The 15,300-nt window shown below is 72.8% G+C and carries 14 protein-coding genes; 12 read left to right on the top strand and 2 right to left on the bottom strand.

Annotated elements, in window-relative coordinates; translation table 11 throughout:
• Nucleotides 1–113: 113 nt before the first annotated feature.
• Entirely contained in the window at nt 114–1,241 is a 1,128-nt protein-coding gene (locus AB0J10_RS12405) for an Ig-like domain-containing protein (protein WP_363060943.1), read from the bottom strand.
• 367 nt (nt 1,242–1,608) lie between these two features.
• On the opposite strand from AB0J10_RS12405, the gene AB0J10_RS12400 reads away from it, so the two are divergent.
• Nucleotides 1,609–2,379 (top strand): alpha/beta hydrolase, encoded by a 771-nt coding sequence (locus AB0J10_RS12400; protein ID WP_363060623.1) that lies wholly within the window; start codon nt 1,609–1,611, stop codon nt 2,377–2,379.
• Nucleotides 2,376–3,677: a cytochrome P450 gene (locus AB0J10_RS12395; RefSeq protein WP_363060621.1), complete on the top strand. Its 1,302-nt coding sequence runs from the start codon at nt 2,376–2,378 to the stop codon at nt 3,675–3,677. Before AB0J10_RS12400 ends, AB0J10_RS12395 begins: the two co-directional genes overlap by 4 nt.
• Nucleotides 3,678–3,776: 99 nt before the next feature.
• Here the strand turns inward: AB0J10_RS12395 and AB0J10_RS12390 are convergent, their stop codons facing one another.
• Nucleotides 3,777–4,550: a hypothetical protein gene (locus AB0J10_RS12390; protein ID WP_363060619.1), complete on the bottom strand. Its 774-nt coding sequence runs from the start codon at nt 4,548–4,550 to the stop codon at nt 3,777–3,779.
• A gap of 136 nt (nt 4,551–4,686) precedes the next feature.
• Between AB0J10_RS12390 and ggt the strand changes: the two genes are divergently transcribed.
• The 10 genes from ggt (at nt 4,687) to AB0J10_RS12340 (ending at nt 15,289) form a co-directional block, all read left to right on the top strand.
• A complete protein-coding gene (gene ggt, locus AB0J10_RS12385; RefSeq protein ID WP_363060617.1) occupies nt 4,687–6,507 on the top strand; it encodes a gamma-glutamyltransferase in 1,821 nt (606 codons plus the stop codon).
• Between the two features lie 112 nt (nt 6,508–6,619).
• Nucleotides 6,620–7,258: a hypothetical protein gene (locus tag AB0J10_RS12380; RefSeq protein WP_363060615.1), complete on the top strand. Its 639-nt coding sequence runs from the start codon at nt 6,620–6,622 to the stop codon at nt 7,256–7,258.
• A 204-nt stretch (nt 7,259–7,462) separates the two neighbouring features.
• Nucleotides 7,463–7,693, top strand: coding sequence for a ferredoxin (locus tag AB0J10_RS12375; protein ID WP_363060613.1), 231 nt, complete (start codon nt 7,463–7,465; stop codon nt 7,691–7,693).
• On the top strand, nt 7,683–9,077 hold the full coding sequence (locus tag AB0J10_RS12370; RefSeq protein ID WP_363060611.1) for an FAD-dependent oxidoreductase: 1,395 nt from the start codon (nt 7,683–7,685) through the stop codon (nt 9,075–9,077). Before AB0J10_RS12375 ends, AB0J10_RS12370 begins: the two co-directional genes overlap by 11 nt.
• A gap of 30 nt (nt 9,078–9,107) precedes the next feature.
• A complete protein-coding gene (locus AB0J10_RS12365; protein ID WP_363060609.1) occupies nt 9,108–10,343 on the top strand; it encodes a cytochrome P450 in 1,236 nt (411 codons plus the stop codon).
• Between the two features lie 84 nt (nt 10,344–10,427).
• On the top strand, nt 10,428–10,679 hold the full coding sequence (locus AB0J10_RS12360) for a helix-turn-helix transcriptional regulator (protein ID WP_363060607.1): 252 nt from the start codon (nt 10,428–10,430) through the stop codon (nt 10,677–10,679).
• A 141-nt stretch (nt 10,680–10,820) separates the two neighbouring features.
• Complete coding sequence (locus AB0J10_RS12355; protein ID WP_363060605.1) at nt 10,821–11,210, top strand: PPOX class F420-dependent oxidoreductase; 390 nt, start codon at nt 10,821–10,823, stop codon at nt 11,208–11,210.
• 151 nt (nt 11,211–11,361) lie between these two features.
• Nucleotides 11,362–13,002 carry a hypothetical protein gene (locus AB0J10_RS12350; protein WP_363060603.1) on the top strand — a complete coding sequence of 547 codons (1,641 nt, stop codon included), beginning with the start codon at nt 11,362–11,364 and terminating at the stop codon, nt 13,000–13,002.
• Nucleotides 13,003–13,169: 167 nt separating this feature from the next.
• A complete protein-coding gene (locus AB0J10_RS12345; RefSeq protein WP_363060601.1) occupies nt 13,170–14,012 on the top strand; it encodes a nitrilase-related carbon-nitrogen hydrolase in 843 nt (280 codons plus the stop codon).
• Nucleotides 14,009–15,289: an aspartate aminotransferase family protein gene (locus AB0J10_RS12340; protein ID WP_363060599.1), complete on the top strand. Its 1,281-nt coding sequence runs from the start codon at nt 14,009–14,011 to the stop codon at nt 15,287–15,289. The genes AB0J10_RS12345 and AB0J10_RS12340 overlap by 4 nt, the downstream gene beginning before the upstream one ends.
• The last annotated feature ends 11 nt before the right edge of the window (nt 15,290–15,300 follow it).

The raw sequence follows: 15,300 nt of genomic DNA, 5'->3' as shown, positions 1-15,300 counted from the left end.
GGTAACCTCCCGTGCTTACCTCTGGTAACTGGCGGGTAAGTTACGTGAGCGTAACGATTGTTGGACATGACGTCAGTGAGCCTGCCCGTCCGGGGACGTCCACTGACGGGACGTCAGTGCAGCGCGCTCTTCGCCCGCCACTCCGTCCAGTCGAGATTCCACGCGCCGTAGCCGTTGTTGACCGCCACGGTGCCCTTGGCGTCGCCGCCGGTGATCTCGAACGGGTCGCCGATCCGGACCTCCGCGTAGACCGCGGCGGCGTCCGCGTCGCTCATTCCCACACAGCCCGAACTCCGGTTGGCGCTGCCGAAGTGGGCGGCGTTCCAGGGGGCCGCGTGCGCGTACATCCCGGACCAGGTCAGCCGCATCGAGTAGTCGACCATCTTGTCGTATGCGTCGCCGAGGCCGACCGTCTCCGAACGCATGTTGATCGTGCCCTCCTTGGCCATCAGCACCGCCGTGCCACGCCAGGACGCCTTCTCGCCGCCCGGTGTGCCCGCGGACATCGGCACGTCCTTGATCTGGACCCCGTCGCGGTAGAGCCGCAGTCGGTGGCCGTCGAGGTCGACCCTCACCACCTGCTGCCTGCCCACGGTGAACCCGGTCGCGTAGTCCCGGACGAACCAGCCGCCGTCCGCGCCCGAGTCGACACCGTTCAGCCGGGCGTCGAGCGTCACCCTGGTGCCCGGCTTCCAGTACTCCCTCGGCCGCCAGTCCACCCGGTCCCTGCCGGACCAGTCCCGCATCCAGCCCCACGAGCCCTGGGTGTTGTCCGACGTGGTGACCTTGAGCTGCCGCTCCACGGCGGCCTTGTTCCGCACCGGGTGGTCGAAGACGATCGACAGCGGCTGGGCGACGCCCACGGTGGAGTCCTTGCCGGGCGCCAGCGCCAGCTTGTTGACCTTCTCCGCCGCGGCCGTGGCGAACTCCGCCCGGGCCGTGCCGCCTTCGGCGTCCCGTGCCTCGACCGCGTACGCCCTGCCCGGCGCGGCGACCCGGGACGAGGTCCAGCTCCGCCCGTCGGCGGACAGCGTGCCGTCGAGCTTCCCGCCGCCGGAGTCCGTGACCGTCACCTGGTCCAGCCGACCCGACTCCAGCGTCACCCGCACGGGTTCACCCGGCTTGGCCTGCTCGCCCCGCAGGCTCACCGTGATGCTCGTCCGGGACCGGCCCTTGCCGTCCGCCTCCGATTCCTCCGGGGCGGTGCCGGAACAGCCGGCCAGTGCCACGGCCAGGGCCACGGAGCCGGCGGTCGCGGCGGCCCACCGGCCCCGGCGACGGGGCGGCCGGGCGAGCGGGTCGCTCGGGTGCGTGTGGACGCGGCTGCGGCTCAACTCGATACCTCCGTGACGATCTCTCTCCCCGGTAGAGAGCAACGAGCGGGCGCGCCGGTTGCGTACATACCGGGAATTTCCGTCCCCCCTGGGTGTGACATGTCCGACAGTGCGCCGGTTCTGCACCCTGGCGGCGCAACGCGCACCGGTACACCGTGGTGGCGTACGGCCCGCGCCCATCCGCTGCCCCGCGAACGGAGAAGACCTGACTCCTCCCCTCCCTGAAGAGAGGGGATTCCTGGCTCACTTCGCCTGCCCTCCTGGGAGAAATCAGATGACATCCCTCGTGCTCCCGCACACGCTCCTCGGCGACGGCCCGCACCGGGTCGTCGCCGTCCACGGCTGGCTCGCGGACCGCGACGCCTACGCCACCGTGCGCCCCGACCTGGACCTGGAGTCGTTCACCTACGCCTTGGTCGATCTGCGCGGCTACGGCGAGGCCATGGGCACACCGGGCGGGTACACCACGACCGAGGGCGCCGCCGACGTCCTCGCCCTCGCCGGACGCCTCGGCTGGGACCGCTTCTCGCTCGTCGGGCACTCCATGGGCGGGGCCGTGGCGCAGCGCGCCGCCACCCTCGCGCCGGACCGGGTGCGGCGGATCGTCGGCATCTCCCCGGTCCCGGCCAACGGGCTGCCGATGCCACCGGAGCAGTGGGGGCTCTTCGCCGACGCCGCCGAACGCCCGGAGAGCCGGCGGGTCATCATCGACCTCACCACCGGTTCGGTGCGGCCCGCCGCCTGGCTCGACCGCATGGTCCGGCGATCCGTGGAGCGCAGCGACCCCAAGGCCCTCCGCGCCTGGCTGGACTCATGGGCCGTCGAGGACTTCCACACCGAGGTGGACGGTTCCGCCGTCCCCGCGCTCGCCGTCACCGGCGCACTCGACCCGGCCGTCAACGCCGGGCTGATGCAGGACACCTGGATGCGTTCGTTCCCGCACGGCGAACTCACCGAACTGGCCCACGCCGGGCACTACGCCATGGACGAGACGCCCCTGCAACTGATCCGGATCGTCGAGGACTTCCTCCGGGCCGACGCATGAGCACCGCGCCCGTCCCGGACGTCTTCGACCCGCGCCTGTACGCGTCCGGGTTGCCGCACTTCGCCTTCCGCGAGCTGCGCGACCGTCACCCCGTCTCCTGGCAGGACGAGTACGAGGTGCTGGGCTGGCCCCCGGGGCCCGGCTTCTGGGCCGTCGCCCGGCACGCCGACGTCGTGCACGTCCTCAAGGCGCCGCGGACTTACTCGTCCTGGACCGGTGCCACCCAGATCCGCGACCCCGACCCGGCCGATCTGCCCTTCGTCCGCCGGATGATGCTCAACCAGGACCCGTGCCCCCGCGGCACGGCCGGGCCGGGGCCGGTCGCCGGCGCGGCGGGGGAGGACCGTGGCGACCACGGCCGGCTGCGGCGGCTCGTCAGCCGGGCCTTCACCCCAGGCCGGGTCGACCGCTTCACCTCCGCCGCCCGCACCCGGGCCCGGGAACTGCTCGCCGCGGCCCGCGCGACCGGACCCGTCGTCGATCTCGTCACCGCCGTCACCGACGACTACGCCCTCCTCAACCTCGCGGATCTGCTGGGCGTCCCGGAGGGCGACCGCGGGTTGCTGCTGACGTGGACGGAGCGCGTCACCGGCTACCAGGACCCGGACGAGCCGCCCGTACGGGGCGCGGACGGCAGACCCGTCAACCCGCGCTCGCCCGCGATGCTCAAGGAGATGTTCGAATACGCCCGCGAACTCGCGGCGTACAAGCGCCGCAACCCCGGTGACGACGTCATGACCGCGCTCGCCGCCGGCGGACTCCACGACGGCGAGTTGGAGATGTTCTTCTTCCTGCTGACCGTCGCCGGCAACGACACCGTTCGCAGCGCCGCGCCCGGCGGCTTCCTCGCCCTCGCCGAACACCCGGAGCAGCAGCGGCGCCTCCGCTCCGGCGAGGCGGCACCGGACACCGCGGTCGAGGAACTGCTGCGCTGGCACCCGCCCGTGCTCTCGTTCCGCCGCACGGCGACCCACGACACGACCCTCGCCGGCCAGGACGTCCGCGCCGGCGACAAGGTCGTCGTCCTCCACGCCTCGGCCAACTACGACGACCGCGTCTTCGGCTCCCCCCACCGCCTGGACCTGACCCGCAACCCCAACCCCCACGTCTCCTTCGGGGACGGCCCGCACGTCTGCCTCGGCGCCCACTTCGCGCGCCTCCAGCTCCGGGTTCTGCACGAGGAGGCGAGGGCCCTGCTGCCGCCCTACGCCACGGCCGGGGAGCCCCGGCGGCTGGTGTCCAACTTCATCAACGGGCTGAAGTCGCTGCCGCTGGCCCTGGCGGGTACGCACGGCTGACGCGGGGCCCCGGCACGTCCCCGCCCGCGCAGGACCGCGGTGCTCGCGGCACCGCACCGGACGCCGCTCGTCGACGGGCGAACCCTGCCTGACGCGGCACTAGCTCTTCGCCCGGGGGGACCTGCGCGACGGCGCCGGAGCGGGGTCCGGCGAGGCCGGTTCGGGGGCCGGGGACTGGGCCGCACGGGTCACGTCGGCGACCAGCTCGACGACATCCGGGCCGTACGCCTGGGTGTTGACGGCCTTCAGCAGCAGGACGAAGGAGTTCGAGCCGTGCTTGCGGGCCAGCTTCTCGTGGTGGCGGGCCAGATAGCGGGTCGCCGCCTGGTTGGTGATGGCGCGCTGGCCGCAGAAGAGGAACACCGGCCGGCCGCTCTCTCCCGCGGTCAACCGGGCGAGGAGCACGTACTCGGTGCTGCCCGAATCCAGCAGGTAGCGCTCGGAACCGATCTGGAAGGCACCGCGGTCCGGACCCGCCTCCACATCCGTGTTGACCTTCACCCCGGGCAGCAGACTGCCCAGATGGGCGGCCGTCCGTCGATTGGAGCCCGGCCCCCCGACGCAGAACTCGGTGCGCTCGCCGAAACCCTGCTGGGCGACGTCGTGCTGGAGTATCTGCGCGTTCGCCCCGCAGTCCTTGATGAGCGCGGAGAGCTCCAGCAGCGCGAACACGTCGAAGCGGTGCACGGCGCCGTCGGTGCCGGCGTCGCGGTTCACCACCAGCAGGCACTCGGAGTTCCCGGGAAGACCGAAGAAGGCCTGCTTGCGACGGAGCCTGCGGCGCCACAGGTGGGTCCGGACCGTCCAGCCGAGGAAGGCGCTGACGCCGGCGGCCACGACACCGAGCACGATGTTGCGCAGGTCTTCATTCATGGGCGCGCATGCTAGCGGTCCGGGCGGAACAATGTTCGATGTGGTCCAAAGCGGTCCGTTGTGGTCCTGATGTGTTCCTGACGGCGAGCGCGTGGTGACGTTACGCTGCGCGGACGCCCGCCGGATGGAGGTACGTATGCGCCGCAGAGTCGTCCGTCACGCTCCGGTCACCGTCGCCGTCGCCCTGGCCGTGCTCACGGCCGGTGCGGCCGCGCCCCCGACGCAGCAGGCTCCGGACCGGGCGCCGACGCCGGTGAAGGAGCCCGTGGCCGCCGGGTACGGGGGCGCGGTCGCGAGCGTCGACGCGGACGCCTCCGCGGTGGGCATCGAGGTGCTGAGGCGCGGCGGGAACGCCGTGGACGCGGCCGTCGCCACGGCCGCGGCGCTCGGGGTCACCGAGCCGTACTCGGCCGGCATCGGAGGCGGCGGCTACTTCGTCCACTACGACGCGAAGCAGCGCAGGGTCCACACCATCGACGGGCGCGAGACCGCACCGCGTTCGGCGGACGCCGCCCTGTTCCAGGAGAACGGCAAGCCCATCCCGTTCGAGGAGGGTGTCACCAGCGGTCTCGGCGTCGGCACCCCCGGCACCCCCGCGACCTGGGACGCCGCGCTCGCCGCCTGGGGCAGCCGCCCGCTCGCGCAGCTGCTGAAGCCCGCGGAGCGACTCGCGAGGGACGGCTTCGTCGTCGACGAGACCTTCCGCAGCCAGACGCGGGCGAACGAGGCCCGGTTCCGGGACTTCCCGGCCAGCGCCGAGCTGTTCCTGCCCGGCGGCCGGCTGCCCGAGCCCGGCTCGGTCTTCAAGAACCCCGATCTCGCCCGCACCTACGCGGAGATCGGCCGCAAGGGCACCGAAGTCCTCTACCGGGGCGCCGTGGCCCGCGACATCGTCGGCACCGTGCGCGCCCCGGAGGTGCGTGAGGGCGCCACCCGCGTCGTACGGCCGGGTGACCTGACGCTGCGCGACCTCGCCTCGTACGAGACCGTGCGCCGGCACCCGACGAGGGTGGCGTACCGGGGGCTCGACGTCTACGGCATGGCCCCGTCCTCGTCCGGCGGCACCACCGTCGGCGAGGCGCTCAACATCCTGGAGGGCACCGACCTCTCCGGCCTGTCCGAGGCGAAGTACCTGCACCGCTTCATCGAGTCGAGCCGGATCGCCTTCGCCGACCGGGGGCGCTGGGTCGGCGACCCGGCGTTCGAGGACGTCCCGGTGCGCGAGCTGCTCTCCCAGCGGTATGCGGACAGCCGGGCCTGCCTCGTCCGCGACGACGCCGTCCTCACCAGCCCGCTCGCGCCCGGCGACCCGCGCAGCCCGAGGCCGTGCGGGTCAGGGGGCAGGGCCGCGCCGACGACGTACGAGGGCGAGAACACCACCCACCTCACCGTGGCCGACAGGTGGGGCAACGTCGTCGCCTACACACTGACGATCGAGTCGACCGGCGGCAGCGGAATCACCGTGCCCGGCCGGGGCTTCCTCCTGAACAACGAGCTGACGGACTTCTCCTTCGCTCCCGCCGACCCGGCCGTCCACGACCCGAATCTCCCGGGCCCCGGCAAGCGGCCGCGGTCCTCGATGTCCCCGACGATCGTCCTGGACGAGCGCGCCCGTCCCGTGCTGGCACTCGGCTCCCCGGGCGGCGCGACGATCATCACCACCGTCCTGCAGACGCTCACCGGCGTCGTCGACCGCGGCCGGCCCCTGGTCGACGCGATCGCCGCACCGCGCGCCAGCCAGCGCAACCAGCCCACCACCGAGCTCGAACCGGGGCTGTGGAACAGCCCGCTGAGGTCCGAGCTCCAGGCCCTGGGCCACGCCTTCCGCCAGAACCCGGAGATCGGCGCCGCGACCGGGGTGCAGCGGCTGCCGGACGGCCGCTGGCTGGCCGCGGCCGAGAAGGAGCGTCGGGGCGGCGGCTCGGCGATGGTCGTCCGCCCGTCGGGCACCCCGTAGAGCCGTGCCCGGTGACCCCGGCCCGGGCGCCGGGGTCACTCTCACGGGCGGCCCCGGTGGCGCGCCGACGCCCTCCCGCTGCTTGCTGGTAGGGACAGAAAGCGAGCAGCCCATGGAACCGAACCGGGAGCGACTGCGCACCCCCCGCGCCGCGGGACTGGCCGGGATCGTGTTCGCGGTGCTGCTGGCCGCCGCGATCGTGCTGATGCGGCTGGCGATCCCCGAGGGTGCCTCCGAGACGGGTGGCGACCCCCTCAGCCCCGACCGCCGGAGCGCGGTGCGCACGGCACTGGAGCTGGTCCCGTTCGCCGGGATCTTCTTCCTGTGGTTCATGGGCGCGCTGCGGGCCCAGGTGGGGGAGCGGGAGGACAAGCTCGTCGCGACGGTGTTCCTCGGCAGCGGCCTGGTGTTCGTGGCGACCATGTTCGGTGCCGCGTCCGCCGCGGGCAGCATCCTGGAGGACCAGCAGCCCTCGGATTTCGGCCGCGACTTCGCCTACACGCTGCTGACCACCTACTCGATGCGGATGGCCGCCGTGTTCATCTTCGCGACCTCGACCATCGGCCACCGGCTCGGCATGATCCCCCGCCCGATGGTCCTCATCGGGTACGCGGCCGGCCTGGTACTGCTGTTCGCGGGGCCCGGCTTCCCGTGGTCGGAACTGGTCTTCCCGGCCTGGTCCGCGATGATCGGCGTGCATCTGCTCCGGGTCCGGATGAGCACCCGCCCGCAGCCGGCGGACGTGGTCTGAACCCCGTCGCTTCCGGCCGCCCCGGGTGCCCCGACACGAGGCCCGGTCCGGCTTGGGCCCGGCGCGGCCCGGTCCGTACGCGCCCCTCCTCCCGGTCCGCCTCCGCCCGCTCACTCGTTCGGGGGGCCACGGCGAGCGGGACCGCGCCGACGCTCGCATGCTGGTTCCGGGGGAGTGACCAGGCACGGGAAGGGCTGATCCGCGGTGAGAGTTGTTGTCGATCTCAACCGGTGCCAGGGGTACGCGCAGTGCGCCTTCCTCGCTCCGGACGTCTTCGAAATGCACGGCGAGGAAGCGCTGCTGTACAAGCCCCGGCCTGACGAGGCGCAGCGGGACGACGTGGTCCGGGCCGTGGCGGCCTGCCCCGTCCAGGCCATCCTCCTGGACCGGTCCGAGGAGACCGTGACCGCAGGGGAGGCGTCCGATGCCCGCTGACGGATACCTCGAACGCCTCAAGCGCGAGGGGCGCATCGTCGTCGTCGGCGCGTCCCTCGCGGGCCTCCGGGGGGCCGAGACCCTGCGCGACGAGGGCTTCGCAGGCACCCTGACGATGGTCGGCGACGAGCCCTACGAGCCGTACGACCGCCCCCCGCTGTCCAAGGGCGTTCTGCTCAGCAGGACCACGCCGGACCACACCGCGCTGCCGCGGCGCCGGGCCCTCGACGCCGACTGGCGGCTCGGAGTCGCCGCCACCGGGCTGGACATGGCCGCCAAGCGGGTACGGCTGGCCGACGGCGAGGAACTGGAGTACGACCGGCTGCTGATCGCCACCGGGGTCCGTGCGCGCCCGTGGCCGCACGAACAGGAGGCCGAGCTCGACGGGGTCTTCGTCCTGCGGACCCGCGACGACGCGACCGCACTGCAGAAGCGGCTGGCGGACGGGCCCCGCCGGGTCTTCGTCATCGGTGCGGGTTTCACCGGCTCGGAGATCGCCTCCGCCTGCCGGGAGCGGGAGATCGCGGTGACCGTCGCCGAACGCGGTGCCGCGCCCCTCGTGGGCGCGCTCGGCGGGGTCGTGGGCGAGGTGGCCGCACAGCTCCAGCGCGAGAACGGGGTGGATCTGCGCACGGGCGTGATGGTGACCGGGCTGGAGGGCGACTCGGCGGGGCGGGTGCGTGCCGCCCATCTCTCCGACGGCTCCTCCGTCGAGACCGACGTCGTGGTCGTCTCGCTCGGCGCGACGCGCAACACGGAGTGGCTCGCAGGATCGGGGCTCGGAGCGGGCCCCCGGGGCATCGCCTGCGACGCCGGCTGCCGGGCGTTCGACATCCGCGGCATCGTCACCGACGACATCTTCGTCGCCGGTGACGTGGCACGGTCGCCGCACCCGCTGTTCGGGTACCAGTTCCTGTCCCTGGAGCACTGGGGCAACGCCGTCAGCCAGGCCGAGACCGCGGCGCACAACATGCTCTGCGAGAGCGTCGACCGACGTCCCCACATGTGGGTCCCGGCCTTCTGGTCCTCGCAGTTCGGCGTGAACATCAAGTCGGTGGGCGTGCCGTCGATGGGCACGGAGATCCTGATCACCCAGGGGTCGCTGGCCGAGCGCAGGTTCGTCGGGGTGTACGGCTACCAGGACCGGGTCATCGGCGCCGTCACGTTCGACCAGGCGCGCTGGCTGCCGTTCTACGAGCACCTGATCGAGACGACGGCGCCCTTCCCGCCGCCCTTCACGACGGTGGACCGCCGCCCCGAGGGAGCACGTCCGGTGCCGGCCGACTTCCCCGACCCGTCGGTGCCCACCCACGGGCCCACCGTGACCCTCAGCGGCTATTCGCCGGCCGACCGGCGCATGACCTTCACCCCCGGCCGGCACTGACACCGCGAGCGACCCCAAGGACCCCCCGCCATGACCCAAGGCAACCTGCTGCGGCAGATCCTCGACTACGAGAACCGCCACGACCCGTACCCCCTGTACGCGGAGCTCCGGGAGACGCCGGTGCGCAACGAGGACGACGCGTACATCGTGAGCACCTACCACGAGGTCCTCAGCCTCCTGCACGACCCCCGGGTCAGCTCCGACGCCCGCAACCTGACCCAGTCCGCAGGGATCGACCTGCAGGAGCAGCAGGAGGAGGAGACCACCCTGCCGCCCAGCTTCATCCGGCTCGACCCCCCGGAGCACGACCGGCTGCGCCGTATGACGAACACCTCCTTCGGGCCGCCCCACGACCCGCGCCGGGTCCACGAGATGCGCGGCGAACTCGGCGGGATCGTCTCGGACCTCATCGCCGGCATCGGCAGTACGGACCGGATCGACCTGGTCGAGCAGTTCTCGTATCCGTTCCCCGTGACCGTGATCTGCCGGCTGCTCGGTGTGCCGCGCGAGGACGAGTCGCGCTTCCACGGCTGGGCCGACACCCTCGCGGCCAGCCTGGACCCGATGCCCGGGGAGGACCCCACCGAGCGGAACAAGGTCTTCCAGAAGGCCCGAACGGAGCTGGGCATGTACCTGGCCGGGCTGATCGAGGAACGGCGCAAGAACCCGCAGCAGGACATGCTCTCCGAACTGGCCACCCTCAAGGGGCCGGACGGTTCGATGACGACGATGGAACTGCTCAGCACCGCCGCGCTGCTGCTGGTCGCCGGCCACGAGACGACCGTGAACCTGATCACCAACGGCATGCTGACGCTGCTGCGCAATCCGGACGTGCTCGACCGGCTGCGGGAGGACCCGGGTCTGTCGGTGCCGATCGTGGAGGAACTCCTGCGCTTCGAACCGCCGGTGCAGCTGGTGCCGAACCGCACCACCCTGGCGGACATCGAAATCGCCGGGGTCACGATTCCGAAGGGCGCCTCGCTGTGGCTGGTGGTGGCCGCGGGCAACCGCGACCCGCTGCGCTTCGAGGACCCCGATCGCTTCGACCCCGACCGCAAGGACAACGAGCACCTGGGCTTCGGCAGCGGCATCCACAGCTGCTTCGGCGCCCCCCTCGCCCGGCAGGAGGCGCAGCTCGCGCTGAGCGAACTCGCCCGCAGGCTGGTCAACCCCCGGTTGCTGGAGGACCCGCCCGAGTACCGCCGGAACGCGGTGCTGCGCGGACCCCGTCATCTGCCGATCACCTGCGACGACATCAGGCCGTGAGGCGGTCCCGGCGTCCGGTGGGGCATGTCCCGATCTCCGTCGCTCCAATTACCGTACCGGTCCCACTGGTATTAGAATGACGCCATGGTTCGTACGCCCCTCACTCCCGAAGAGCGCGAACGCGGCGAGCGCCTGGGACGGTTGCTGCGTGAGGCCCGCGGCCCGCGGAGCATGGTGGAGATCGCGGCGACCGCGGGAATCTCGGCCGAGACGCTGCGCAAGATCGAGACGGGCCGTGCCCCGACTCCCGCGTTCTTCACCGTGGCGGCCCTGGCCGGTGCCCTCGGGCTCTCCATGGACGACCTCGTGACGCGCTGCGCGCTCGCCCCCCTGTGAGAGTCCGGCCGGCTCGTCCGCGAGCCCCCGAAGCGGAGTCCGGCCGCTGTCGGCCCTGGTCGCCGCCCGTCCGTTCGCAGGGGTGCGTCCACCGCTCGCCCCCGATTCCCCCAAGGCGCCCTCGGGCGTAGTCTCGCGCCCGTGGATCTCCAGCAGCTCGACCGCGCGAAGTACATCAGCCTCACGACCTTCCGGAAGGACGGTACGGGCGTCGCCACGCCCGTGTGGTTCGCCGTCGAGGGCGGTGAACTGTACGTCTGGACCCGCTCCGACTCATGGAAGGTCAAGCGCCTGCGCAGGGACGCCCGGGTCGTGGTGGCCGCCTGCGACGTGCGCGGCAGGGTCGGGGAGGGCGCCGAGACGGTGGAGGGCACGGCGCGGCTGCTCGAAGGCTCCGACCTCAAGAGGGTCAGGAAGCTCCTGAGTCGCAAGTACACCTGGCAGTTCTGGCTCGTCGACGTGCCGGCCGCGGCCGTACGGCTGGGGAAGCGCCCGCACACCGGCATCGCAGTGACGCTCCGGACACGTTGAGCGATCCGCACCGTCCGCGAAAACTGCGCGTAGCCGTCCCGTAACACGGCTGGGGTCGAATGCCTGCGAACCCGAGGCGGAGGGCGGGCAGGCAATGGCGGAGCATCAACTCCCCCACCAGGTAGGCGACTTCGCGCGATACTTGAGGGCGGTGACAGGGCGCCTCGACGCCGAGAGCGGCTGGTGCGGGGTCTTCTGGCGCCGCGATCCCGACGGGCTGAGGGCCTGTCTGCGCGGTGCGGAGATCCCGCCGTGGGACGTGGTGGAGTCGCTCCTCCACGACCTCGCGGCGGACGACGAGGAGATGCTGCACGCCCGCGGACTGCATGCCGCCGCAGCGACCGCGCACGACCGCCGCCCGGGCGGCGGCGAGGCGCTCCGGGAGCGGCTGGAACTGATGCGCCGCGAACAGGCCAGTGCGGCCGACCGCGGCCGGGAACTGCTGCGCCGGCTCTCCTCCGTCCCCGAGGGCAGCCCCGAGTACCGGGACCTCGCCCTCGATCTCTCCTGGGCCAACGACGACCACACCCGGGCGACCTCGCGCTGCACCGAAATCGCCGCCCGCATCGCCGCGTTCCCGCCTCCGACGGGTCCGTCCGCGGGCCCGGCGCCGTACGACACGGGCCGGGGCCCGGTGCCCCGCCCCCGAGACCCGGGGGCGGCAGCCCCGGCGTTCGGCGCGAACCCCCCGGCACCGGACCCCGGCCCGGCACCGACCGCGGACCCGGGCGCCCCGGAGGGCGGGCCGGGGCCGTGGGTCGGACGCGCCCGAGGCCCGGCACCGCTCGGAACGCAGTCCCCTGCCGGGGCGGGGGACGCGGACGGCGGGGCTGCCGGGCGCGCTTCGGGCGGGACGCGGTCCTGGTCCGGTGGTACCGGGGTGTGGGCGGGTCCCGGGGCGGACGCCGGTGCGGCGGACGGCTGGGGGCGAGGACCTTCCGCATCCGGCGCCCAGGGCGTCCCGGACGCATCCGGGGAGAGCGTCGACGAGGCGCCGCAGGTCCCCGGGGGAAGCGCGCCCGATGGCGGACACGCCCCCGGGCGCGAGGGGCGTCGAAGGGGCAGACGGCGGCCGCGCGGGGCCCGGTACGCCTGGCTGGACGAGGAGGCGGAAGTGGGCGGGGCCGAGCCAGTCCCCGGGCCCGGTGTGCCCGAACTGCCCGTCGCCGCGGAGCGGCCGCGCGGCGCGCGGTTCGGCGGGGGTGCGGACGCTGAGCCGGCCGCCCCGGCCGGCCGGAAGGCGGCCGCGCCCGCCGGCGAGGAGGACCGTCGCGCCGCGCTCGCGACCGTCGCCGCGCTCCGGCGGCTGCGCGCCGCCGGCCGGGGCGGGGAGGCCCACGTCCTGCTGTGCGAGGCCGCGTCGGGGCCCGCGGCCCGGCTGCCGCTGCTCGCCGCCGAGCTGTACCGTTCCGGGCTCGACGCCGACTGGCCCACGCTCCTCTGGGAGGTGGCCTCGCTGCCGCCGGATCGGCTGGCCGAGGCCGCAGGCGCCCTCGCCGCGGCGGGCCGCGACGACGACTGCGGCCGGCTGCTGCGCCAGGGCGTCGCCCGGCCGGCCGGCGAGATCGCCGACGCCGTCCTCGCGCTCGGCGACGCGGGCGGCCGCCGTGAGGCGGACGCGCTGCTCGCGGCCTTCCTCCGGGTCCGCACCCCGGAGGAAGGTGCGCGGCTGGCCGCAGCCGACCCCCACCGCCTCGTCCCGCAACTGCTCTCCGCCGCCCGTGCGGTGTCGCCCGGCCGCGAGCGCGATCTGGTGCATGCGCTGCGCGTTGCCGGACTCATAAGTGCCTGAAAAAGTACGGTATACGCTGTATGTCGACCGCTCGGGTGCGAAACATGATCGACATCGCGGGTTGACGACGATGGTCTTGCCCCAGTGTGTGGCGGGGCTTAGGTTCTCCTCCTACGCATCGCGTCTACGTGCGTAGAGGCTCTGACGTCTTGTCGAAGGAGCAGCTCATGACCAACGTCGTACGCGCCGCACTCGTCCAGGCCGCCTGGACCGGCGACACCGAATCCATGATCGCCAAGCATGAGGAGCACGCCCGTGAGGCGGCCCGGCAGGGCGCCAAGGTCATCGGGTTCCAGGAGGTCTTCAACGCCCCGTACTTCTGCCAGGTGCAGGAGCCCGAGCACTACCGCTGGGCGGAGCCCGTCCCGGACGGCCCCACGGTGCGGCGCATGCGGGACCTCGCCCGGGAGACCGGGATGGTGATCGTCGTCCCCGTCTTCGAGGTCGAGGACTCCGGCTTCTACTACAACACCGCCGCGGTGATCGACGCCGACGGCAGCTATCTCGGCAAGTACCGCAAGCACCACATCCCCCAGGTCAAGGGATTCTGGGAGAAGTACTACTTCAGGCCCGGCAACGCCGGCTGGCCGGTCTTCGACACCGCAGTCGGCAGGGTCGGCGTCTACATCTGCTACGACCGCCACTTCCCGGAGGGCTGGCGTCAACTCGGTCTCGCCGGGGCCCAGTTGGTCTACAACCCGTCGGCCACCTCCCGGGGGCTCTCCGCGTACCTCTGGCAGCTGGAGCAGCCCGCGGCGGCCGTCGCCAACGAGTACTTCATCGCCGCCATCAACCGGGTCGGCCAGGAGGAGTACGGCGACAACGACTTCTACGGGACGAGCTACTTCGTCGACCCGCGCGGCCGGTTCGTCGGCGACGTCGCCAGCGACAAGAAGGAGGAACTGGTCGTCAGGGACCTCGACTTCGACCTGATCGACGAAGTGCGGCAGCAGTGGGCCTTCTACCGCGACCGCCGGCCGGACGCCTACGAGGGGCTGGTCCAGCCGTGAGCGACCTGCACGAGCGGCACCGCGCCGTCATTCCGGACTGGGTCGCGCTGTACTACCGCCAGCCCATGGAGATCACCCACGGCGAGGGCCGGCACGTCTGGGACGCGGACGGCAACCGCTACCTCGACTTCTTCGGCGGCATCCTCACCACCATGACCGCCCACGCCCTCCCCGAGGTCACCAAGGCGGTCGGCGAGCAGGCCGGGCGGATCGTCCACTCCTCGACGCTCTACCTCAACCGCCCGATGGTGGAGCTGGCCGAACGGATCGCCGCCCTGTCCGGCATCCCCGACGCCCGGGTCTTCTTCACCACCTCCGGCACCGAGGCCAACGACACCGCCCTGCTGCTGGCCACCGCGTACCGCAGGTCCGGCCAGATCCTGGCCATGCGCAACAGCTACCACGGCCGGTCCTTCTCGGCGGTCTCCGTCACCGGCAACCGCGCGTGGTCGCCCACGACGCTCTCCCCGCTGCAGACCCTGTACGTGCACGGGGGCGTGCGCACCCGCGGTCCCTACGCGGGGCTCTCCGACGCCCGGTTCATCCGGGCCTGCGTCGCCGACCTGGAGGACCTGCTGGGCCACACCCACGACGTGGCCGCGCTGATCGCCGAGCCCATCCAGGGGGTCGGCGGCTTCACCTCCCCGCCGGACGGGCTGTACGCCGCGTTCCGCGAAGTCCTCGACCGGCACGGGATCCTGTGGATCGCCGACGAGGTGCAGACCGGCTGGGGCCGGACCGGCGAACACTTCTGGGGCTGGCAGGCGCACGCGGAGAACGGCCCGCCGGACGTCCTCACCTTCGCCAAGGGCATCGGCAACGGCATGTCACTGGGCGGCGTGGTGGCCCGGGCCGAGGTGATGAACTGCATCGACGCCAACTCCATCTCCACGTTCGGGGGTTCACCCGTCACCGCGGCCGCGGGCCTCGCGAACCTCTCGTACCTGCTGGAGCACGACCTGCAGGGCAACGCGCGGCGCGTCGGCGGACTGCTCATCGAACGCCTCCGCGCCATCACCGCAGGCGTCCCCGCCGTGCGCGAGGTGCGCGGACGCGGACTGATGATCGGCATCGAACTGGTCAGGCCCGGCACCGACGAGGCGTCCCCGGAGGCGGCCGCCGCAGTGCTCGAAGCGGCGCGCGAAAACGGCCTGCTCATCGGGAAGGGCGGTGCCCACAACACCAGCGTGCTGCGGATCGCGCCGCCGATGTCCCTGACCGTCGCCGAGGCGGAGGAAGGCGCCTCCATCCTCGAACGCACCCTGCGCAGCCTCTAGCCCACGCGAGG

The sequence above is a fragment of the Streptomyces sp. NPDC049887 genome, assembly GCF_040656535.1.
GTDB lineage: Bacteria > Actinomycetota > Actinomycetes > Streptomycetales > Streptomycetaceae > Streptomyces.
This window is presented reverse-complemented; position numbering and strand designations above follow the sequence as displayed.